Origin of the sequence: Shewanella sp. GD04112 (assembly GCF_029835735.1) — a bacterium.
In the GTDB taxonomy this organism is placed as follows: domain Bacteria; phylum Pseudomonadota; class Gammaproteobacteria; order Enterobacterales; family Shewanellaceae; genus Shewanella.
Genome location: NZ_JAOEAL010000001.1, coordinates 3,720,077 through 3,743,636 on the forward strand (window position 1 = coordinate 3,720,077; position 23,560 = coordinate 3,743,636).

Annotated in this window: 15 protein-coding genes, 3 tRNA genes and 3 rRNA genes; 9 read left to right on the plus strand and 12 right to left on the minus strand. The window is 48.2% G+C overall.

Features of this window, described 5'->3' with window-relative positions; all coding sequences use genetic code 11:
- Positions 1-59: 59 nt before the first annotated feature.
- Positions 60-485, minus strand: a complete 426-nt coding sequence (locus N7386_RS16400; RefSeq protein ID WP_086903827.1) for a YqaA family protein — start codon at positions 483-485, stop codon at positions 60-62.
- Between the two features lie 287 nt (positions 486-772).
- On the opposite strand from N7386_RS16400, the gene N7386_RS16405 reads away from it, so the two are divergent.
- Together N7386_RS16405 and N7386_RS16410 are read left to right on the plus strand one after the other, a co-directional pair.
- Positions 773-2,026 carry a dicarboxylate/amino acid:cation symporter gene (locus N7386_RS16405; protein ID WP_279769736.1) on the plus strand — a complete coding sequence of 418 codons (1,254 nt, stop codon included), beginning with the start codon at positions 773-775 and terminating at the stop codon, positions 2,024-2,026.
- A gap of 153 nt (positions 2,027-2,179) precedes the next feature.
- Positions 2,180-2,347 carry a hypothetical protein gene (locus N7386_RS16410; protein WP_011623730.1) on the plus strand — a complete coding sequence of 56 codons (168 nt, stop codon included), beginning with the start codon at positions 2,180-2,182 and terminating at the stop codon, positions 2,345-2,347.
- A gap of 50 nt (positions 2,348-2,397) precedes the next feature.
- Here the strand turns inward: N7386_RS16410 and N7386_RS16415 are convergent, their stop codons facing one another.
- The 7 genes from N7386_RS16415 to pssA form a co-directional block, all read right to left on the minus strand.
- Entirely contained in the window at positions 2,398-3,528 is a 1,131-nt protein-coding gene (locus N7386_RS16415; RefSeq protein WP_279769738.1) for a sodium ion-translocating decarboxylase subunit beta, read from the minus strand.
- An 8-nt stretch (positions 3,529-3,536) separates the two neighbouring features.
- The gene (gene oadA / locus N7386_RS16420; RefSeq protein ID WP_279769739.1) at positions 3,537-5,372 is read right to left on the minus strand and encodes a sodium-extruding oxaloacetate decarboxylase subunit alpha; all 1,836 of its coding nucleotides are present in this window, start codon (positions 5,370-5,372) and stop codon (positions 3,537-3,539) included.
- Positions 5,373-5,383: 11 nt separating this feature from the next.
- A complete protein-coding gene (locus N7386_RS16425; protein ID WP_011717989.1) occupies positions 5,384-5,641 on the minus strand; it encodes an OadG family transporter subunit in 258 nt (85 codons plus the stop codon).
- A gap of 809 nt (positions 5,642-6,450) precedes the next feature.
- A 5S ribosomal RNA gene (gene rrf, locus N7386_RS16430) occupies positions 6,451-6,566 on the minus strand.
- Between the two features lie 128 nt (positions 6,567-6,694).
- Positions 6,695-9,587: ribosomal RNA gene (locus tag N7386_RS16435) — 23S ribosomal RNA — on the minus strand.
- 311 nt (positions 9,588-9,898) lie between these two features.
- Positions 9,899-11,441, minus strand: a 16S ribosomal RNA gene (locus N7386_RS16440).
- The 16S, 23S and 5S rRNA genes sit together here, the layout of an rRNA operon.
- Before the next feature lie 692 nt (positions 11,442-12,133).
- Positions 12,134-12,952: a CDP-diacylglycerol--serine O-phosphatidyltransferase gene (gene pssA, locus N7386_RS16445; protein WP_279769741.1), complete on the minus strand. Its 819-nt coding sequence runs from the start codon at positions 12,950-12,952 to the stop codon at positions 12,134-12,136.
- A 91-nt stretch (positions 12,953-13,043) separates the two neighbouring features.
- Between pssA and N7386_RS16450 the strand changes: the two genes are divergently transcribed.
- Complete coding sequence (locus N7386_RS16450; RefSeq protein ID WP_279769743.1) at positions 13,044-13,508, plus strand: DUF4124 domain-containing protein; 465 nt, start codon at positions 13,044-13,046, stop codon at positions 13,506-13,508.
- A 182-nt stretch (positions 13,509-13,690) separates the two neighbouring features.
- Here the strand turns inward: N7386_RS16450 and clpB are convergent, their stop codons facing one another.
- From clpB to rluD, 3 genes are all read right to left on the minus strand, one after another.
- Entirely contained in the window at positions 13,691-16,264 is a 2,574-nt protein-coding gene (clpB, locus tag N7386_RS16455; protein ID WP_279769745.1) for an ATP-dependent chaperone ClpB, read from the minus strand.
- Between the two features lie 117 nt (positions 16,265-16,381).
- Positions 16,382-17,149: a peptidoglycan editing factor PgeF gene (gene pgeF, locus N7386_RS16460; protein ID WP_279769747.1), complete on the minus strand. Its 768-nt coding sequence runs from the start codon at positions 17,147-17,149 to the stop codon at positions 16,382-16,384.
- A gap of 3 nt (positions 17,150-17,152) precedes the next feature.
- The gene (gene rluD / locus N7386_RS16465; RefSeq protein WP_279769749.1) at positions 17,153-18,124 is read right to left on the minus strand and encodes a 23S rRNA pseudouridine(1911/1915/1917) synthase RluD; all 972 of its coding nucleotides are present in this window, start codon (positions 18,122-18,124) and stop codon (positions 17,153-17,155) included.
- Between the two features lie 122 nt (positions 18,125-18,246).
- Between rluD and N7386_RS16470 the strand changes: the two genes are divergently transcribed.
- The 6 genes from N7386_RS16470 (at position 18,247) to hmpA (ending at position 22,723) form a co-directional block, all read left to right on the plus strand.
- Entirely contained in the window at positions 18,247-19,008 is a 762-nt protein-coding gene (locus tag N7386_RS16470; RefSeq protein WP_039978513.1) for an outer membrane protein assembly factor BamD, read from the plus strand.
- A gap of 219 nt (positions 19,009-19,227) precedes the next feature.
- Positions 19,228-19,303 (plus strand) — tRNA-Phe (locus tag N7386_RS16475).
- A gap of 55 nt (positions 19,304-19,358) precedes the next feature.
- A tRNA-Leu gene (locus N7386_RS16480) sits at positions 19,359-19,445 on the plus strand.
- 44 nt (positions 19,446-19,489) lie between these two features.
- A tRNA-Leu gene (locus tag N7386_RS16485) sits at positions 19,490-19,576 on the plus strand.
- A gap of 162 nt (positions 19,577-19,738) precedes the next feature.
- A complete protein-coding gene (locus N7386_RS16490) occupies positions 19,739-21,364 on the plus strand; it encodes a methyl-accepting chemotaxis protein (protein WP_011717995.1) in 1,626 nt (541 codons plus the stop codon).
- Positions 21,365-21,529: 165 nt separating this feature from the next.
- Positions 21,530-22,723: an NO-inducible flavohemoprotein gene (hmpA, locus tag N7386_RS16495; protein WP_279769752.1), complete on the plus strand. Its 1,194-nt coding sequence runs from the start codon at positions 21,530-21,532 to the stop codon at positions 22,721-22,723.
- A 97-nt stretch (positions 22,724-22,820) separates the two neighbouring features.
- Here the strand turns inward: hmpA and N7386_RS16500 are convergent, their stop codons facing one another.
- A complete protein-coding gene (locus N7386_RS16500) occupies positions 22,821-23,546 on the minus strand; it encodes a 16S rRNA pseudouridine(516) synthase (RefSeq protein ID WP_279769754.1) in 726 nt (241 codons plus the stop codon).
- Positions 23,547-23,560: the final 14 nt, after the last annotated feature.

Here is a 23,560-nt window from a genome sequence, read left to right on the forward strand (position 1 = left end):
TAATACAAGGACTTCCTTTGCAGCCTTATCATCCTTTAACCGAACAACACGTTTAAAAACTAACTAAACCAATGCAATGTGACGGCCGCCACGATAAGGTAACGCAGGGTTTTGCCGATCAAAATAATCACTAATGCGGGAAGCACCCTAAGCTTTAACCACCCCGCCAATAAACATAATAGATCGCCAATCACTGGCGCCCACGACAACAATAACGACCAAACACCGTAACGCTCAATAAGGGCTAAGGCTTTGGCATGTTTTCCTTCACTTAGGGCCTCGGGGGACTTTGCAAACCGGCCGATGCGCCCTAGATAAAAACTCGTCATCGCCCCTAAGGTATTGCCCACACTGGCCACCACCACTAATGCGGCCCAAGCTTGCGGCGCTTTATTCAGCAATGCAATCAGTAAAACTTCTGATCCTCCCGGTAACAAGGTTGCGGCTAAAAAAGCCCCAGAAAACATCATGCTTAATTCAGACATAAAAGCTTACTCTATGAAATTACTGCTCTTTCACACTATCAAACAGTGAACTACCACAGCGTTAAAAGGATGTAGCGACTAACCATTTCACAACAAACTCATTTATCACAATAAGTTATAAGAAAATCGGTTTGTTATAACCCTACCACAGCCGATACAATGCTTTTAATGGCAAAAAATGTCCTGTACCTGACTCGTCGCTTGGTATAAGTTCATTCACTTCAAGTGGATACTCATACTAGCATCTCAGGTCCATGGGCTTGTAATGATATATTTTTGGAAAACGCATGATCCTTCAAACCATTAGCCGCATTCCTTTTTGGCAAAAAGTCCTCGCAGGCTTTATTTTAGGTGCGCTCGTTGGCGTACTGTTAGGCGAAACCGCTACCGTGCTTAAACCCCTTGGTGATTTGTTTATCAGCGCCATTAAGATGCTGGTTGCGCCACTGGTCTTTTGTGCGATTGTAGTCAGTATCACCTCGCTCGGCTCTCAAACAAATCTCAAACGCTTAAGTCTTAAGACCTTAGGCATGTTTATGCTGACAGGCACTGTCGCCTCACTGATTGGTTTAGCGGTTGGCTCGCTTATCGATATGGGCGGCACAATGCAACTGGCCACCACGGAAGTGCGTGAGCGCAATATTCCAGGCTTCGCGCAGGTGCTGCTCGATATGATCCCAGTCAATCCCTTTGCCTCACTGGCGGATGGAAAAGTTCTGCAGATCATTGTATTTGCTGCGTTAGTCGGGATCGCCATCAACAAGGTTGGTGAGAAAGCCGAACCACTAAAACGCACCATCGAAGCGGGTGCCGAGGTCATGTTCCAACTGACACGCATGGTGCTAAAACTCACCCCTATTGGCGTATTTGGTTTAATGGCTTGGGTAGTGGGTGAATATGGTTTATCGACCCTATTACCTCTAGGCAAATTTATTGCCGCCATCTATATTGCCGCCCTTATCCATATGATTTTTGTCTACGGCGGACTAGTTAAATTTGCCGCGGGCTTAAGCCCTGTGCAATTTTTCCGTAAGGCCATGCCAGCGCAATTAGTGGCTTTTAGTACCTCTTCAAGTTTCGGCACTCTGCCCGCCAGTACCAGAGCGGTTGAAACCATGGGCGTATCAAAGCGTTATAGCGCCTTCGTTATGCCGCTCGGCGCCACCATGAACATGGATGGCTGTGGTGGTATTTACCCTGCAATTGCCGCGATTTTTATCGCTCAAATTTACGGTATTCCACTCGACACCTTAGATTATGTGATGATTGCCGTTACAGCCACTGTGGCCTCAGTCGGTACCGCTGGCGTGCCAGGCAGCGCCATGGTGATGTTAACCGTCACTTTAGGTGTGATTGGTTTACCCCTAGAAGGTATCGCCTTTATTGCCGCCATCGACCGTATTATCGATATGATCCGCACCGCGACCAACGTCACAGGCGATATGATGACCGCCGTGGTGATTGGCAAATCTGAAAATGAGCTTGATGTTGATCAGTTCTACAGCAACGAGACTCAAACGGCTGCGGTTGCCGATAATTAATCACGATAAATCATTAAGAGTTATCCAATAAAAAGACCGCAAAAGCGGTCTTTTTTATTATCCGTGTTTCACTTATTGCGAATAAAACATCCATGACTTTAGCCCAAGCAAGCTGTTAAACTCTTCACTTATTTACCAAAAGTAGAATGAAACATGACCAAACTGTTTTTATTCCCGCTTATCCTTTGCTTACTGTGGATACTGTTTTTAAAAGCCAATGGTTTACCGCTGGCTCAAGGAAAACGTGGCTTTATCTACATCATAGCCATCAGCGGCACGGTGATTTTGCTGCTTATGCTGCTCCTATGGTTAACGGCTTAAAAGCCTATTGGTTAACAATAGGCTTTGCTCTAGCCTTCCTAACTCGCAGCCTAGCCAAGCACAGCCAGTAAAATCCCCGCCGCAACCGCAGAGCCTAATACCCCAGCAACGTTTGGCCCCATGGCGTGCATCAGCAAAAAGTTATGGTGATTAGCCTCTAACCCCACTTTATTCACTACCCTTGCCGCCATTGGCACTGCCGATACGCCCGCCGCGCCAATTAACGGGTTGACCTTACCGCCGGTTAATTTGCACATCAGTTTTGCCATCAGCACCCCTGCAGCGGTACCAATCCCGAATGCCAACGCGCCCAGAACCAAGATCCCCAAGGTTTCGACGCGCAAGAATTGCTCCGCAGAAAGTTTAGAACCGACGGCCAAACCTAAGAAAATGGTGACGATATTAATCAGCTCGTTTTGCGCCGTTTTCGATAATCTATCTACCACACCCGACTCGCGCATTAGGTTGCCAAGGCAAAACATGCCAACCAAAGGAGTCGCTGCGGGTAAGAATAAAATCGTTAAGCCCAATACCATCAGCGGGAAAATGATCTTCTCCTTCTTACTCACGTCCCTGAGCTGTTCCATCTTTATCTCACGCTCGGCTTGGGTCGTGAGTAGACGCATGATCGGCGGCTGGATAATCGGCACCAGCGCCATATAGGAATAGGCCGCCACAGCAATCGCGCCCAGTAACTCAGGCGCAAGCTTAGAGGCAAGGAAAATCGCCGTTGGTCCATCCGCGCCACCGATAATGGCAATGGCAGCGGCATCCTGCATGGTAAATTCAAAACCTGGTACCAGATTTAGCGCTATCGCCCCAATTAAGGTCGCGAAAATCCCAAACTGCGCCGCCGCGCCGAGTAGTAAGGTCTTTGGATTGGCAATCAGCGCACTAAAATCTGTCAGTGCACCTACCCCCATGAAGATCAGCAGCGGAAACACCCCGGTTTCAATCCCAACATGGTAGGCGTAATACAGCATACCGCCCTCATCGGTAAAACCCGCGTTGGGAATATTCGCCAGCACGGCGCCAAAACCAATGGGTAACAGCAGTAGTGGCTCAAAGCCACGCACTATCGCAAGGTATAACAGCAAGGCGCCCACAGCCATCATCAAGGCTTGCCCCGCAGTAAAATGGGCTATGCCCGTTTCGGCCCAGAAAGCCAGTAAACCATCCATAACGACTCCTAGGCTAAGGCCAGTAATTGAGAACCCACTGCAACCGAATCTCCTTCCTTCACAAAGAGATGGGTAATAATGCCATCCCCCTGTGCGCGGATTTCGGTTTCCATCTTCATGGCCTCTAGGATGATAACGACATCGCCAGCGCACACCTTGTCACCAATGCCGACATGCACTTTGAAGATATTGCCCGATAGGGGCGCACTCATCTTAAGTTTCACTTCACTGGTTTGAGGCACTGGCGCAGCACTCGACTGAGGAGGATTAGCTTGACCAAGCTGTTGTGCGGCATGCCCTTGAGCTTGGATTTGACTGATTTCGCCACCCTCGGCGACTTCAACCACATAAGTTTGCCCCTCAACCGTGACGGTATAGGTTTCGGCCTCTCGCGGCGTAACAGGTGACACTGGCGCAAGTTCAGGTTTAGGCTCAAAGGCGGTTGGATCGTGACGGTGCTTTAAAAACTGTAAGCCAATCTGCGGGAAGAGCGCATAGATGAGTAAATCATCGTCCAGAGACTTTTCATTACTCTCAGAGACGAGACTAATACCCTGCTCCTGCGCCTTTGATAATAACTCCGTACGCAGTTTGTCCAACTCTGGTGCGAGTAAATCCGCAGGACGGCAGGTTATCGCCGCTGCGCCGTTTAGCACTCTGGCCTGCAACTCGGGATTAACCGGGGCTGGAGTGGCGCCATATTCGCCCCTTAACACGCCTTCAGTCTCTTTCGTCAACGATTGATATCTTTGCCCCATCAGTACGTTGATAACCGCCTGTGAGCCAACAATTTGCGAGGTTGGCGTAACCAAAGGCAGAAAACCTAAATCCTGACGTACCCTAGGGATCTCCTCCAGCACAGCATCGAGCTTATCGGCCGCGCCTTGTTCTTTGAGCTGACTCTCCATATTCGTCAACATGCCACCGGGTACTTGAGCCCGAAGAATGCGCGAATCAACGCCCTTTAACGCCCCTTCAAACTTGGCGTACTTTTTCCGCACCTCACGGAAATAGGCGGCAATCTCTTCAAGCAAGGCAAGATCATAGTGAGTTTCACGCTCAGTCTCCGCCACCATGGCAACCACGGTTTCAGTTGCCGTATGACCATAGGTTTGGCTCATGGAAGAAATCGCGGTATCGAGCACATCGATTCCTGCCTCTATCGCCTTTTGATAGGTTGCGGTACTCAGGCCTGTGGTGGCGTGGCAATGCAATGAGAGCATGAGTTGAGTTTGTGATTTTAAGCGACTGATAAGCTCAAAGGCTTCCATCGGCTTCAGCAGACCCGCCATATCTTTAATACACAGTGAATGACAGCCCATGTCCTCAAGACGCTTTGCCATATCGACCCAAGTATCAACCGTATGAACAGGGCTGGTCGTATAGGAAATTGTGCCCTGCGCGTGCCCACCGACGTCACGCACCGCTTTTACCGCCATCTCGAGGTTACGCACATCATTCATCGCATCAAAGATACGGAACACATCGACCCCATTGGCATGGGCACGTTCGACAAAACGTGTCACTAAATCATCGGCATAATGGCGATAACCCAAAAGGTTTTGTCCGCGCAGTAACATCTGCTGAGGCGTATTGGGCATTAACTTTTTCAGCTCACGGATCCTATCCCAAGGATCTTCACCCAAATAACGGATACAGGCATCAAAGGTCGCTCCGCCCCAAGACTCGAGCGACCAAAATCCCACTTTATCTAGCAGAGGTGCAATCGGAAGCATGTCATCAATGCGTAAACGCGTTGCTAAAATAGACTGATGTGCATCCCTCAAGACAACATCGGTTAACTGTAATGGCTTAGACGCCACAATCGAATTTACTCGGTTCATATGGCGCTCCATTATTTAGCCTGAGAACGATACTGCTGGACGGCTAAGCTGATCGCAGCCACCAATTTAGGATCCAAGGTGTTTGCAGCTCCGGTCGAGCGAGCATCATTCGCCTTTAACGGATCTGCTGCTTTGGGCTCTTCACGGCACCACTTAGCAACCAGATGTACACCTAATATCAATACACTTAAAAATAAATACACCAGCCCCATGCCCAATAACATGATGCCAACAGCATCTAAAAGCTGTTGTGTTAGCTCCCCTTTCACGTCAGTACCTCCTCCTGCTTCTCAACCCGCATCAAAGATTAAATTTACAACTACACAACATCTCCATTGATAGCAAACTCAATCGCTGAATGTAAATTGGTAAGACCAATTTACATAAGATCAGCAACAAGTATCTGAGGGATCCTTAGTGAACGAGCGATAAAATGAATATTCGTTAATGAAACAGTAAAGCAGAGACTTTTGTTGAGGAGTGAGAACGGGATAAAGATACGAGCCAAGATGCAACTAAAAGCAAAAATGAACTGACAACAAGGTTCTAAATCTCCCTTAAACGAGCATACAATGAGTACGAGCTTTGAATTTAATGATTAGTCCTTTAAGGACAAAAATCAAAGGAACCTCAATACGGTACGCTACAGTATTTGGACCAAGCTGATATTTAAAGGAATGATGCTAAAGGTTGGAGAATGAAGAAAACGGAGTAATAAGTCGCTCTCTATTAACATTGCATATGAGGCGATAAATTAAAAAGTCAGTAATTAAAGAAGTATTCTGAGGAATAGAGTGTTGAAATGGCAAACGCGAAAAACAAAAAAGCCAGCTTATTCAGCTGGCTTTCTGCTCTCTTTCGAGAAAATTAGGTACTTGGCGATGATCTACTCTCACATGGGGGTGAAATCATAGCGCTGTAAATACGCAGTATTTAGCCATGATTGAACGCGAAGAAGCTTGTCTTCGTAGCTGGGGAGCCCGCTTAGCGGTGGGGCGACATCGAGGTAGCTTTTCGCGGAGCGTATAAACACAAAAGCCCTAACGGTTTAGGCTAGGGCTTTTGTGTTTATTTGGGCGCTTGGCGATGACCTACTCTCACATGGGGAGACCCCACACTACCATCGGCGCGATTGCGTTTCACTTCTGAGTTCGGGATGGGATCAGGTGGGACCACAATGCTATTGTCACCAAGCAAATTTGTTATTTACTTACCCGTCTTATCTTGATGCAGGCAGTAAATTAATTCGGAAAGCTGGTTTGAGTTGCACTTCTTAAGTGTTTGTATTCAAGCTAAGTACTTGTAAAACCCATCTGGGTTGTATGGTTAAGCCTCTCGAGTCATTAGTATCAGTTAGCTCAACGCCTCACAACGCTTACACACCTGACCTATCAACGTCCTAGTCTCGAACGGCTCTTTAGTGGACTTAAAGTCCAAGGGATGACTCATCTTGGGGCTCGCTTCCCGCTTAGATGCTTTCAGCGGTTATCGATTCCGAACATAGCTACCGGGCAATGCCATTGGCATGACAACCCGAACACCAGCGGTTCGTTCACTCCGGTCCTCTCGTACTAGGAGCAACTCCCCTCAATCATCCAACGCCCACGGCAGATAGGGACCGAACTGTCTCACGACGTTCTGAACCCAGCTCGCGTACCACTTTAAATGGCGAACAGCCATACCCTTGGGACCGACTTCAGCCCCAGGATGTGATGAGCCGACATCGAGGTGCCAAACACCGCCGTCGATATGAACTCTTGGGCGGTATCAGCCTGTTATCCCCGGAGTACCTTTTATCCGTTGAGCGATGGCCCTTCCATTCAGAACCACCGGATCACTATGACCTACTTTCGTACCTGCTCGACGTGTCTGTCTCGCAGTTAAGCTGGCTTATGCCATTGCACTAACCGTACGATGTCCGACCGTACTTAGCCAACCTTCGTGCTCCTCCGTTACTCTTTGGGAGGAGACCGCCCCAGTCAAACTACCCACCAGGCACTGTCCTTAACCCCGATTAGGGGCCCAAGTTAGAACATCAACACTACAAGGGTGGTATTTCAAGGACGACTCCACGAGAACTAGCGTTCCCGCTTCAAAGTCTCCCACCTATCCTACACATGTAGGGTCAATGTTCAGTGCCAAGCTATAGTAAAGGTTCACGGGGTCTTTCCGTCTAGCCGCGGGTATACGGCATCTTCACCGCAATTTCAACTTCACTGAGTCTCGGCTGGAGACAGCGTGGCCATCATTACGCCATTCGTGCAGGTCGGAACTTACCCGACAAGGAATTTCGCTACCTTAGGACCGTTATAGTTACGGCCGCCGTTTACCGGGGCTTCGATCATGAGCTTCTCTTGCGATAACCCAATCAATTAACCTTCCGGCACCGGGCAGGCGTCACACCGTATACGTCATCTTGCGATTTTGCACAGTGCTGTGTTTTTGATAAACAGTTGCAGCCACCTGGTATCTGCGACTGCCGTCAGCTTAGGGAGCAAGTCCCATCACCAACAGCAGCGTACCTTCTCCCGAAGTTACGGTACCATTTTGCCTAGTTCCTTCAGCCGAGTTCTCTCAAGCGCCTTGGTATTCTCTACCCGACCACCTGTGTCGGTTTGGGGTACGATTCCCGCTAACCTGAAGCTTAGAAGATTTTCCTGGAAGCATGGCATCAACTACTTCATCCCCTTGGGGACTCGTCATCAGCTCTCAGTGTATAGTGACCCGGATTTGCCTAAGTCACCCACCTACCACCTTAAACGCGGACTACCAACGCCGCGCTAGCCTAGCCTTCTCCGTCTCTCCATCGCAGTTAGCGGAAGTACAGAAATATTAATCTGTTTCCCATCGACTACGCCTTTCGGCCTCGCCTTAGGGGTCGACTCACCCTGCCCCGATTAACGTTGGACAGGAACCCTTGGTCTTTCGGCGAGGGGGTTTTTCACCCCCTTTATCGTTACTCATGTCAGCATTCGCACTTCTGATACCTCCAGCGTGGGTTACCCCTTCACCTTCAACGGCTTACAGAACGCTCCTCTACCGCGCAACCCTAATGGATTGCACCCGTAGCTTCGGTGGTATGTTTAGCCCCGTTACATCTTCCGCGCAGGCCGACTCGACTAGTGAGCTATTACGCTTTCTTTAAATGATGGCTGCTTCTAAGCCAACATCCTAGCTGTCTAAGCCTTCCCACATCGTTTCCCACTTAACATACACTTTGGGACCTTAGCTGACGGTCTGGGTTGTTTCCCTTTTGACGACGGACGTTAGCACCCGCCGTCTGTCTCCCGGATAGCACTCTTTGGTATTCGGAGTTTGCAAAGGGTTGGTAAGTCGGGATGACCCCCTAGCCTTAACAGTGCTCTACCCCCAAAGGTGTTCGTCCGAGGCGCTACCTAAATAGCTTTCGAGGAGAACCAGATATCTCCCGGTTTGATTGGCCTTTCACCCCCAGCCACAAGTCATCCGCTAATTTTTCAACATTAGTCGGTTCGGTCCTCCAGTTGATGTTACTCAACCTTCAACCTGCCCATGGCTAGATCACCGGGTTTCGGGTCTACGCCTTGCAACTAAACGCGCAGTTAACACTCGGTTTCCCTACGGCTCCGCTATTCGCTTAACCTCGCTACAAAACGTAAGTCGCTGACCCATTATACAAAAGGTACGCAGTCACGGTCTCAAGAACCGCTCCCACTGCTTGTACGTATACGGTTTCAGGTTCTATTTCACTCCCCTCACAGGGGTTCTTTTCGCCTTTCCCTCACGGTACTGGTTCACTATCGGTCAGTCAGGAGTATTTAGCCTTGGAGGATGGTCCCCCCATATTCAAACAGGATATCACGTGTCCCGCCTTACTCGTTTTCATCAAAGGTTAGTTTTCGTGTACGGGGCTATCACCCTGTGCCGCTGGACTTTCCAGACCATTCCACTAACACCCCTCTGACTTAAGGGCTAATCCCCGTTCGCTCGCCGCTACTAGGGGAATCTCGGTTGATTTCTTTTCCTAAGGGTACTTAGATGTTTCAGTTCCCCTCGTTTGCCTCACTACACTATGTATTCATGCAGTGATAACAGCTTATGCTGCTGGGTTCCCCCATTCGGACATCGTTAGCTCAAATGCTTGTTACTAGCTCGCCAACGCTTTTCGCAAGTTACTACGTCCTTCATCGCCTCTGACTGCCAAGGCATCCACCGTATACGCTTAGTCGCTTAACCATACAACCCAAATGAGTTTCACATCACTTGCGTCGTTGCGACCAGCTGGTTTTACTTGTCTCATCTTCGACCAAGAAGATGGACTCGCCTTAGACTTGAATATTCAAGACACTTAAAAAGTGTTTTAAGAACTCAATTTTTTTCGTATTAACACAACGACAGACATCATTGTATTAATTACTATCAGCTTTCCAAATTGTTAAAGAACAATGCTTACCGGCAAGCGGTGCATTTCGCTCTCCCTCCTCTTTCGAGAAGTTCAACAAGCCATCTGTGTGAACACTCAACAAACATCGAGTTAGTCGTATAGGTAAGGAGGTGATCCAGCCCCAGGTTCCCCTAGGGCTACCTTGTTACGACTTCACCCCAGTCATGAACCACAAAGTGGTGAGCGCCCTCCCGAAGGTTAAGCTACCCACTTCTTTTGCAGCCCACTCCCATGGTGTGACGGGCGGTGTGTACAAGGCCCGGGAACGTATTCACCGTGGCATTCTGATCCACGATTACTAGCGATTCCGACTTCATGGAGTCGAGTTGCAGACTCCAATCCGGACTACGACGAGCTTTGTGAGATTAGCTCCACCTCGCGGCTTTGCAACCCTCTGTACTCGCCATTGTAGCACGTGTGTAGCCCTACTCGTAAGGGCCATGATGACTTGACGTCGTCCCCACCTTCCTCCGGTTTATCACCGGCAGTCTCCCTAGAGTTCCCGCCATTACGCGCTGGCAAATAAGGATAGGGGTTGCGCTCGTTGCGGGACTTAACCCAACATTTCACAACACGAGCTGACGACAGCCATGCAGCACCTGTCTCAGAGTTCCCGAAGGCACTAAGCTATCTCTAGCGAATTCTCTGGATGTCAAGAGTAGGTAAGGTTCTTCGCGTTGCATCGAATTAAACCACATGCTCCACCGCTTGTGCGGGCCCCCGTCAATTCATTTGAGTTTTAACCTTGCGGCCGTACTCCCCAGGCGGTCTACTTAATGCGTTAGCTTGAGAGCCCAGTGTTCAAGACACCAAACTCCGAGTAGACATCGTTTACGGCGTGGACTACCAGGGTATCTAATCCTGTTTGCTCCCCACGCTTTCGTGCCTGAGCGTCAGTCTTTGTCCAGGGGGCCGCCTTCGCCACCGGTATTCCTCCAGATCTCTACGCATTTCACCGCTACACCTGGAATTCTACCCCCCTCTACAAGACTCTAGTTTGCCAGTTCGAAATGCAATTCCCAGGTTGAGCCCGGGGCTTTCACATCTCGCTTAACAAACCGCCTGCGCACGCTTTACGCCCAGTAATTCCGATTAACGCTTGGACCCTCCGTATTACCGCGGCTGCTGGCACGGAGTTAGCCGGTCCTTCTTCTGTAGGTAACGTCACAGCTGCAAGGTATTAACTTACAACCTTTCCTCCCTACTGAAAGTGCTTTACAACCCGAAGGCCTTCTTCACACACGCGGCATGGCTGCATCAGGGTTTCCCCCATTGTGCAATATTCCCCACTGCTGCCTCCCGTAGGAGTCTGGGCCGTGTCTCAGTCCCAGTGTGGCTGATCATCCTCTCAGAACAGCTAGGGATCGTCGCCTTGGTGAGCCATTACCTCACCAACTAGCTAATCCCACCTAGGTTCATCCAATCGCGGAAGGCCCGAAGGTCCCCTCCTTTCCCCCGTAGGGCGTATGCGGTATTAGCAGTCGTTTCCAACTGTTATCCCCCACGACTGGGCAGATCCCTAGGCATTACTCACCCGTCCGCCGCTCGCCACCTCAGGAGTAAACTCCCTTGTGCTGCCGCTCGACTTGCATGTGTTAGGCCTGCCGCCAGCGTTCAATCTGAGCCATGATCAAACTCTTCAATTAAAAGTTTTTTGTTTCCGAAGAAACGACTCAATGAATTCTGAATCAACTTAACTTAATAAGTCGTTGTACATATTGCTATGAACACTCATTCATTGATGTAAATTTTGATTACTCGCCAAACGGCAGAGTAATTTCGATTAACTCAACACCTGTGAGTGTCCACACAGATTTCTTGTTTAGATTGTTAAAGAGCATTTGACCATTCACTTCGCGTTACCGCTCAGCGGGTCAGGGCTGCGTATTCTACGCATTTCCCCAGTCGCGTCAAGGCGTTTTTGCAAACTTCTTGGCGCTTTCGAATCAACTGTACATTTTGCATTCGATTCGCACTGATACCGCATTCGCTTTCGCTGTCTGCCGTGTCAGTGGATGCGCATTATAGGCAGCAGAACTTTTTGTGCAAGGGCTTTTTTAATAAACTACGCTAAGTGAGCAAATAACCAGCAAAACGGCAAATATCGGATAAATATGCTGCAATCTTTGTCACTTGGGTTGATAAGTTTGGCATACGCGGCAGGGATGTGCAGGGAATTCTATAGACTGAATAGCCTTAAGAAAGGACGCTTTAAAACTTTTGCATATATAGATGTATATGTCGGATGAGGAAAACAGTTCAAGAGTAACGAATAGCGACTCTTGAACCGTAGAACTAACTCATGGAATTAAAGCTTGTGAATGTAGGAACTGTCAGCCTAAGGCTTATCCGCAGAATTTGTTGAACTCTTTCTGTCCTCTCCCGCGTCCTGTTCCTTTTCATGCTCTCCATCGCCAACAATGTGCGCCACTTTTAGTTTTCTCACGGTACGAATAGTGATCACTGGCCCCGAGATGGCGTAGAGGTAAAAACCAATACAGAGAATTAATGCTGGTTGCACCGACACCACCACAAACACGCCAACCACAAATAAGATAGCAATGAAATTCACTTTGCCGCGCCAGTCAATTTCCTTAAATGAGTGATAACGGAAATTACTCACCATTAATAATCCCGTAATAGCCGTAATCAATCCGGCAATCCAACTGATATTCTTACCATCGAGGTTATATTGATTGCCAAGCCAAATGCTACCGGCAATAACCGCCGCGGCCGCAGGACTCGCTAACCCTTGAAAGTAACGCTTATCTGCCACGCCGACTTGAGTATTAAAACGAGCAAGTCTGAGTGCTGCGCCAGCACAATAGATAAATGCAGCGAGCCAACCGACCTTGCCTAAATCCGCAAGCGCCCAATTATAGGCGAGTAACGCAGGCGCCATACCAAAGGACACCATGTCCGCCATGCTGTCATATTCGGCACCAAAGTCACTTTGCGTATTCGTTAACCTTGCCACTCTGCCGTCTAGACCATCGCAAATCATGGCCACAAAAATCGCAATCGCCGCCGCTTCAAAGTTAGCATTCATAGAGGCAATCACAGCATAGAAGCCGGAAAACAAGCCAGCAGTGGTGAATAAATTCGGCAGTAAATAGATACCTTTATTCTTTACTGTTTGATTCGTGGAATTTTGCATACACTTATAAAGCTATGAGCTGAAATGGAAGTAGGCTTCAAGATAGCATATTTTACTATCATGTCGATGGTGACCCTTAGGGATGATTTTTATGTTAAAAAAAGCCAAGGTTAGCGCAACGTTTCTGCGGATTGCATGCTTAATGCTGCTCACTCAGCCCGTATTAGCTGGGGTGATTTACACTTGGGTTGATGAGAATGGTGTCACCCATTACAGTCAGCAGCCACCGGAGCAGGAGCAACCCAAAACGCAGCAACTTTATAGCGAAGATATCGAGCCTGGTAAGATTGGCTATATCGCTCCCGTAAAAAAAGATGCGCCCCCTGAAATGTCCGAGTCCGAAAAATCGGCGGCGTTAATTAAAGAGAAAGACGCTAAGCAAGCCGAAGCGATTTGTGAAAATGCTAAACATAATTTAGATGTGTTAACGACTCATACTAAACTCACCCGTCAAGCAGACGGTAATAAAGAACCTGTTGCGATGACAGAAGAAGAGCGCCAAGCGGCGATTAGCGAGAATCAGCAGCGGATAAAACTGTTTTGCGATAAGAAATAACGCTCTGCGTTTGTTATAGGATCGACTGAAGCCTTAATAGCAACGCCACGCTATTGCTAGCCATTCTTTTAGGGTTAGCGAACATTATATCTGTAGCATATAGAGATAAAAAAACCGAAGTCTAAGACTTCGGTTTTTTGTTTAGGTTAAGCAGCATTTAGCACGGTAACCATCCGCGTAAATTATTGCTCGAATACCAACTCACCAGCGGCGCAACTGACCTTGATAGGTTTGCCGGGCAGTAAATCACCACGCAGTAATTTTTGCGCTAATGGGTTTTCCATCTCTTGCTGCAAAGCACGTTTCAGCGGTCTTGCACCATAGACTGGGTCGAAACCAATTTCGGCGATTAACGATAATGCCTCGTCGGTGATCTCCAGCGTATAGTCTTTCTCTGCCAAACGCTTACGCAATGAAGCAATTTGGATAGATGCAATATGCTTGATATTTTCCGCATCCAAGGGATGGAATACCACAGACTCGTCGATCCGGTTTAAGAACTCGGGTCTAAAGCTATGGGTAACCACATTCATCACCGCGCTCTTCATTTCGCTGTAACTTAGGTGACCAAATCCTTCTTGGATAATGTCAGAGCCTAAGTTTGAGGTCATGATGATCACCGTATTTCTAAAGTCGACGGTACGACCTTGCCCATCGGTTAAGCGGCCATCATCCAACACCTGCAGCAAAATGTTGAACACGTCTGGGTGTGCCTTTTCCACCTCATCGAGCAAAATCACCGAATAAGGTTTACGGCGCACCGCTTCGGTTAAGTAGCCGCCCTCTTCATAGCCGACATAGCCTGGAGGCGCCCCAACTAAGCGGGAAACCGCGTGTTTCTCCATAAATTCGGACATGTCGATGCGCACTAAGGCCGATTCCGTATCGAAGAGGAACTTAGCCAACGACTTACACAACTCAGTTTTACCCACACCAGTTGGTCCTAAGAACAAGAACGAACCAATAGGACGATTCGGATCGGCAAGCCCTGCGCGGCTACGGCGAATCGCATTGGCGACCGCATCCACGGCTTCGTTTTGGCCAATCACCCGCTCATGCAGTGCCACTTCCATTTGCAGCAGCTTTTCACGTTCGCCTTCAAGCATTTTAGAAACCGGAATCCCCGTCGCCTTTGAGAGCACTTCCGCGATTTCTAAGTCTGTGACTTTATTGCGTAGCAGTGTCATGTCCTGCATTTCGGCTTGCGATGCTAAGTCCAGTTGCTTTTCAAGCTCTGGAATACGGCCATATTGCAGCTCGGACATACGGGTTAGATCGCCCGCGCGACGTGCCACTTCTAAATCCATCCGCGCCTGCTCAAGGTCGGCTTTAATATGCTGAGTTCCTGCCAGCGCTGCTTTTTCGGTGCGCCAGATTTCGTTAAGCTCCGACGCCTTAGCCTCAACCTCATGCAACTCGACACGTAAATGTTCGAGTCGACGGCGGCTCGCCTCATCGTTTTCTTTGGCTAATGCCTGCTCTTCCAGTTTCAACTGGATAGCGCGGCGCTCCAATCTGTCGAGGGATTCAGGCTTAGAATCCATCTGCATACGAATGCTCGATGCCGCCTCGTCAATCAAGTCGATGGCTTTATCGGGTAATTTACGATCCGACACATAACGGTGCGACATAGTCGCCGCCGCGACAATCGCCGGGTCAGTAATTTCCACATGGTGATGCAGCTCGTAACGCTCCTTCAGACCACGCAAAATCGCGATGGTATCTTCAACGCTAGGCTCATCCACTAATACTTTTTGGAAGCGACGCTCAAGGGCGGCATCCTTTTCAATATATTGACGATATTCGTCGAGAGTGGTCGCGCCCACACAGTGAAGATCGCCGCGGGCCAGCGCAGGCTTTAACATATTGCCCGCATCCATGGCGCCATCACCTTTACCCGCGCCCACCATAGTGTGCAACTCGTCGATAAAGAGGATCACTTGGCCTTCTTCCTGCGCCAGCTCGTTAAGTACAGCTTTTAAACGCTCTTCAAACTCACCACGGTATTTAGCACCCGCAATCAGTGCGCCCATGTCTAAAGATAAAACGCGTTTATTTTTAATCCCTTCAGGCACTTCACCGTTCACAATACGCTGAGCGAGGCCTTCTACAATCGCGGTTTTACCCACGCCAGGCTCACCAATCAACACTGGGTTGTTTTTACTACGGCGTTGCAACACTTGAATGGTGCGGCGAATTTCATCGTCACGGCCAATCACAGGGTCGAGTTTGCCCTGCTCGGCACGCTCGGTGAGATCGACAGTGAACTTTTTCAGCGCTTGGCGTTGGTCTTCCGCGTTAGGATCATCCACATTCTGACCACCGCGCACTTGCTCAATGGTTTGCTCCAGCAACTCTTTGGTGGCGCCGGATTTCTTTAAGCATTGTGCTAAGGCATCGCTGCCCTCGAGTGCCGCTAAGACAAACAACTCACTGGAGATATATTTGTCTTTGCGCTTTTGCGCCAACTTGTCGCACAGGTTTAATAAGCGAATTAAACCTTGGGATAATTGCACATCGCCGCCAGTGCCTTCGACCTGCGGTAGACGTTCAAGCTCTTGGCTCAAGAGCGAGCGCAGCGCACTCACTCGAATGCCTGCTTGGGTTAATAAAGGATGAATAGAACCAGAATCCTGGTTGAGCAGCGCCATCATCAAATGTAACGGTTCGATAAACTGATGATCACGCCCGAGCGCAAGCGACTGGGCATCTGAGATGGCAAGCTGAAATTTATTGGTCATACGATCGAGTCGCATACAGCCTCCTAAAACTCACAAATGAGGTATAACATTTTGTTAGTTAAAAGATGGGGGCTATTTAACCGATTTCAAGCAAGACGGCGGGAAATTAATACAAATTGTAGGGGAATAAACCTAAGATTTAAGCCAGATCAATGATGCCATGCGGCCAGTAACTTTATCGCGGCGATAAGAGAAATAATCTGAGCTAGAGACAGTGCAAATATCGGCGCTGTAAACCTGCGTAATGCCAAGTTGCTTTAAGCGCAATTTGGCTAATCCGATAATATCGGCGAGATACTTGTCCGGCTTAGTTGCCTGACATTGAGCGACAAAGCAGTTTGCGGCGTTAGGATCTGCTGCCATAAAGGCTGCACGCACCTCGGCGCCAACCTCAAAAGTCTTAGGCCCAATAGCTGGCCCTAAATAGGCAATCAGCTCGCTTGGCTTAGAGGCAAATTTTGCCACACTCGCCTCAATCACCCCATCACAGAGTCCGCGCCAGCCAGCATGGGCAGCGGCGACTTCAGTACCTTGTTGATTACACAGAAGTACTGGCAAACAGTCGGCGGTCATCACCACACAAACCCGTCCAGCAAGGTCGGTATAGCTGGCATCAGCCACCAAAGGTGGCGTATCTTGCACTTCTTGGGCAAGATTAATTGGGGCGATATCGGCCAAATCAATCACCTGAGTGCCATGGACTTGCTCCAACCACACAGGCTCAGTCGCAAGCCCTAACTGTATCGCCAAAATGCCACGATTAGCCAATACCTGATGCGGCGCATCCCCCACATGCAGCCCTAAGTTCAGGCTGTCGTAGGGCGCGAGACTCACACCGCCGTGACGGTCAGTCATCGCAATTGCCACATTATCCGGTACAGGCCAATCGTGAAGCAGCATAGCTTAGTACTCGACTGGGTGTTCTAAGGTATCTTGACGCAGCGCTTTGGTTAGAATCACCATATCTTCTGGGATAGGCGCTGTCCAGCTCATAACTTCACAGGTAACAGGATGCGCTAACTCCAGACGCACCGCATGCAATGCTTGGCGTTTAAAGTTTTTCAGGATCTCGAAAAACTCAGGACTTGCTGCCTTGGGTGGTTTTGGACGGCCGCCATAAACTGGGTCACCCACCAACACATGGCCAATGTATGCCATATGCACGCGAATTTGGTGAGTACGGCCCGATTCTAAACGCAATCTTAAACGGGTGTGATTACGGAATTTTTCCGCAACACGGTAATGGGTCACCGCAGGTTTACCCGAATGATGCACCGCCATATGGGTACGTTTTGTTGGATGACGACCAATAGGCTCATCGACAGTACCGCCCGCCGTCATAGTACCGAGGACAATCGCCTCATACTCACGGGTGATTTCACGGGCTTGCAACGCAGCCACTAAATGGGTTTGGGCTTCAACCGTTTTGGCCACCACCATCAAACCTGTGGTGTCTTTATCCAAACGATGCACAATACCCGCACGTGGCACGTGCTCAATATTCGGGCAATGATGCAGCAGTGCGTTCATCAGAGTGCCATCGGCATTGCCCGCACCGGGGTGAACCACTAAGCCCGCTTGTTTATTGATCACTAAGATATCATCGTCTTCATAGACAATATCCAGCTCAATAGCTTGTGCGGCCGCATGTACTTCTTCTTCGAGCGTGGCATTTATTTCAATGCGCTGCAGCTCGAATACCTTTTCGCGCGGCTTATTCACCATCACGCCATCAACATAGACTGCATCAGATAGGATCCATTCCTTGATGCGCGTGCGCGAGTAATCTGGGAACAACTCAGCCAGTGCTTGATCCAATCTCAGGCCAGTTTGTGTTGCCGAAATCTCGCTTTTTAGATTAATCTCTTGTGTCATAGGAACCGTATCCCCATTTTGGGGTCAAAAAATGTGTGCTATCTGTTACAATCGAATGCTTTCTATTTTATCGTGAAATGGAAAAATTCTTAACTACAACTTATAAAGAATTGAATTCAAGTATGTATAAATTCTCCAAAGGCTTAACCTTAGTCCTATTTTCGCTAGCGTTATCAGCCTGTAGCAGCAGTCCTGAAGATAACGATATTGCCGCCAAAACCTCACCTGATGTGCTCTATTCTCAGGCAAGAACCTCCATGGAACTTGGCAATTACTCTAAAGCCGTCCGTTCATTGGAAGCGTTAGACTCACGCTTTCCCTTCGGACCACATAAAACTCAGGTTCAGTTAGATCTGATTTATGCCTATTACAAAATGGACGATGTTGCCTCTGGCATTGCCAACATTGACAGATTCATCCGTTTAAACCCAACCCATCCGAATATCGACTATGTCTACTATATGCGTGGACTCGTCAATATGCAGGCGGACAGCTATCTGTTCCACGATATGTTGAATATCGATAGAACCGACCGCGATCCTAAAAATGCCCAAGATGCCTTTAAGGATTTTGATCGTTTAATCAAAACCTATCCCAACAGCAAATATGCTGCCGATGCGCAAAAACGCATGTTGTCGCTGAAAAACCGTTTAGCAAAATATTCCATTCAAGTTGCTGAGTATTATATCAAAATGAACGCTTGGAGTGCTGCGGCCGTTCGTGCTCAATCTGTGTTGGAAACATATCCCGGCACTCCTTCAACGGAACGTGCACTGGAGATTATGGCAGAAGCTTATGGCGAGTTAGGTCAGAACCAACTGAAGCAAAACGTGCTCATGGTAATGCAAGCTAACTTCCCAAACAACGAAATCTTATCAAACTAAGCGTAAATGCCCCTTTATAAGGGGCATTTTTTTATCTTAAGTTCACCGTTTGATGCCCCTTCCCTTTTAGGTTCTGCAGCGCGCCAAGTTCCTTTTCATATGGGCAAGAGTCAATAAATACGCTATTCGTGTAAAACTTATCCAACCGCACTACTTTTTGCATTATTTCGTAAAAATCAGTTGACTCAAAAGCCGAAAAGCCTTTAAATTGCGCCCGTCGCCCGAATAGCTCAGTCGGTAGAGCAGAGGATTGAAAATCCTCGTGTCCCTGGTTCGATTCCGGGTTCGGGCACCATCTTTAAATTGGTTGCCTTAGCGACCAGTAGTAAAGAATCGCAATAAAGTACAGTGCAGGTGTGGTGGAATTGGTAGACACGCTAGCTTCAGGTGCTAGTGCCCTTGCGGGCGTGGAGGTTCAAGTCCTCTCACCTGTACCAAATTGCGATTAAAATTAAAATTCGACACAATGTCGGATATCAATGCAGATGTGGTGGAATTGGTAGACACGCTAGCTTCAGGTGCTAGTGCCCTTGCGGGCGTGGAGGTTCAAGTCCTCTCATCTGTACCAACATTTAAACCTCGCTTAGCGAGGTTTTTTGTATCTGCGATTAAATTTCCTTAAGTAACTTATCACCTTCCTTAAATTTGCTATAACTATTCATACAGACTCATCATAGGGACAGCTCGAGCTCTGCCTAAAGGACTCCCTTGTTTCACCGAGGAAATCCATATGAATGGTCTACAAATAAAACAAAAAATGTTTATTGGCATTCTCGTGCCACTCCTAATGCTACTGACTATCGGTTTTATCGCCATCAATATGATGGGAAAAATCGAATATGGTGTCGAACGCATCTATAACGACCGAGTCGTCCCCCTTGATGATCTCAAAGTGATTGCCGATAAATATGCCGTGGATGTGATTGATGCGGTGAACAAGGCTAATGCCGGCGGCTTTACGGCTTCTCAGGCCATCAATGCCCTTGAAAGTGCTAAATCCACAGTCAATCAACGCTGGCAGAAATATCTATCAACTGAGCTTACCAAGGAAGAATCGCAACTCGCGCAGCAAGCTGAGCGTTTATTTACTCCCGCCAATGAACAAATAGAGCAGTTAATCACGTATCTTCGGGGATTAAATGGCGATGTGGTGCATCAACTGAACGACAAAATATTACCTCTGTATAACGCCATCGATCCCATCAGCGGTAAAGTCTCCGAGCTGATTGATCTGCAAATTAAGATCGCCGGTCAGGAGAAAGATGCCGTAAACGGTATTTACCAATCCTCTATTTCTATTTTTATCACCCTTGCGGGTATCGCCATGCTGATAAGCATAGTGATTGGGCTCTGGGTGAATCGCAGCGTGATGAATCCGATCCGTGATATTGTTGAAAATCTTAAGACGATACGACAAGACTCTGATCTCACCGTTAAGTTTAAAACTTTCAACGACGATGAACTCGGGCAGATCTCCACTAGCCTGACCCAAGTGATTGAACATCTGCGGGGCATTTTGCACTCGATTGCCGAAGCCGCAAATACGGTCAATAGTTCAGCCACTGAGCTGAGCAGTTTTACCCAAGCGACCAATAAACGCATGCAACAGCAACAGGCTGAAACCGAACAAACGGCAACGGCCATGAATGAGATGACGGCAACTGTTGCCGAAGTGGCCCAAAGTGCCGCAGCGGCAGCGGATTCTGCCAAGGATGCGGATAGTTATGCCGCCAATGGTAATCATATTGTGATGCAATCCATCACCAGCATGTCGCAACTTTCTGAGCAAATTCAAAAAACGGCGCAAGTGATTGGCTTTTTATCCAATGAAAGCCAAAACATAGGTCGGGTATTGGATGTGATCAAAAGCATTGCCGAACAAACCAATCTACTGGCATTAAATGCGGCAATTGAAGCCGCCCGCGCCGGAGAGCAAGGTCGAGGCTTTGCTGTGGTCGCCGACGAAGTCAGGACATTGGCGCAACGAACCCAAAAATCGACTCAAGAAATTGAAGCGATGATCGCCACTCTACAACAAGGCGTAAAAGAAGCGGTGAATGCGATGGAGGTCGGTATCAATCAAGTGGATGATGCCAACGATAAGGCGAATCAAGCTGGCCAAGCGTTAAAAGAGATTGTCGCCTCCGTCGACAATATTACCGAACTGAATACCCATATCGCCACGGCTGCCGAGGAGCAAAGCAGCGTGGCTGAGAGCATCAACCGCAGCATTATCGCCATCAGTGATATTGCCGAACATTCCACTAACTCCGCCTTAGAGTTGAGTGAATCCGTACTTAATCTCACAAAACTTGCCAACAGTATGCGTAATCAGGTGAGTGCATTTAGGCTTTAACATTTCTTCGTAGGCACAGGTTCACTGTGCCTACGACTTCATTACTCAATACCTATCTTCACAAAATCACACCTAACAGTTTTAGGTGTGATTTTTATTGATCTAAATCAAATGTATCTTTAGACTTAAATAACATTCATAAATAAAGCATGTTAAGGATTCATTATGTTGGATAGCCGTACCATCCAAGTGATTAAAAGCACCATTCCCCTACTCGAATCTGCTGGTCCCGCACTCACTCAACATTTTTACGAACGGATGTTTAAACACAATCCTGAGTTAAAAGATGTATTTAACTTGGCGCATCAGCACTCAGGCGGTCAGCCCGTAGCGCTATTTAACGCAGTTGCGGCCTATGCCAAAAACATTGATAACTTAGGAGCACTCGGTTCGGCTGTAGAGCGTATCGCCCACAAACACACAGGGTTTTTAATCCAACCAGAACAATATGCGATTGTCGGTAGCCACCTATTGGCGACACTCAAAGAGCTGGGTGGAGAAGCCGTCACAGAAGAGGTATTAACGGCATGGGCCGATGCCTATGGATTTTTAGCCAATATCTTTATCAATCGTGAAGCACAGATTTATCAAGAAAGTGCTCAGCAGGATGGCGGCTGGTCGGGAGTGCGTGAATTTATCATCAGTGAGAAAAAAGCCGAGTCCTTAGAAATAGCCTCCTTTGTATTAACGCCCGTGGATGGCAAAGCGGTAAAAGACTTTGTTCCAGGACAATACTTAAGCATTAAGGCGCAACATCCTAAGCTTGCTTTCGATGAAATTCGCCAATATTCGCTCTCGGATGCTCCGAATGGTCAAAGCTATCGGATCACGGTAAAGCGTGAACTTAATGGCCAAGTATCAAATCTACTGCACGATGTACTGCAAGTCGGTGACACACTTTCAGTGATGCCACCTGCGGGCGATTTCACTTTAGCGGTTCAAGCTGAAACACCTGTCGTATTGATTTCAGCTGGGGTTGGGCAAACACCGATGAAGAGCATGTTAAATCAACTCTTAAAGCTTAAACATCCAAGTGCAGTGACTTGGTTACATGCCTGCGAACACGGTGGAGTACACGGATTTAAATCGGCCATCAAAAACAAACTCGGCCAACATGCGAATCTTGCCAGCCATGTGTGGTACAGAGAGCCGACAAAGGCTGATGTGTTAGGCCAAGATTATGATTTTGTAGGCACAATGAACTTAACCTCCGTCGCCGATAAAATCGTGGCTAATGCACATTACTATTTCTGTGGCCCGATTGGGTTTATGGCTTCGATCAAACAGCAATTACTCGCCTTCGGTGTACCTAGCGAGCAAATGCATTATGAAGTCTTTGGCCCACATGCCGAACTCTAAGGCTGCAACGTCATTATCAATCATCGATAGATAACTAAGCACAAAGCCATCTTCCCGCAAGGCAAGGTGGCTTTGTGCTTGTTCCATAAACGCTGAGTTAGGCAGACTTCCCAGCAAGATAGACAGAAGCCACCTCCTGTGCCGTCAACATACGACTCTCGCCCGGCTTTAAGCCATCATCCAAGGTAATCTCACCGATAGAAAGCCGATGTAATCCCACCACTGGATTACGGAAACGACCAAACATCCGCTTGATTTGATGATACTTTCCTTCCCTTAACGTGACTTCTGCAATATGAGTGTCGAGGATAGTCAGCTTTGCTGGCTGTGTTGTGATATCTTCAAAGCCAAAATACATCCCCTGGGCGAATGCCGCGATATACTCCTCACTCAAAGGATTCGCTAAAGTCACCCGATACACTTTATCCACCTTTTGCTCAGGAGACATGAGCGCTTCGGACCAACGGCTATCATTGGTCAGCAGCAATAAACCCGAAGAATTTAAATCTAACCGCCCAGCAATATGCAGCTCATGGCGAGCATCACAGTCGAGTAAATCAATCACTGTTCGATGCTCTGTGTCTTTGGTGGCACTCACTACGCCAACAGGCTTGTGCAGCATTAGATAAACGGGCTTATTGGCCTGTAAGACTTGCCCATCAAATACTATGTGGGAAAATTCATCCACCAGCAGATCGAGCGCTTTGGCAGGCGCGCCATCCACATACACTCGCTCCGCCAGCAAGAGTTCTCGCACGGCTTTACGGTGAATTTGCAGCTTAACGGCAAGATATCTGTCGAGACGACCACGTTTTGATTGCATAACCCCACCCAGCG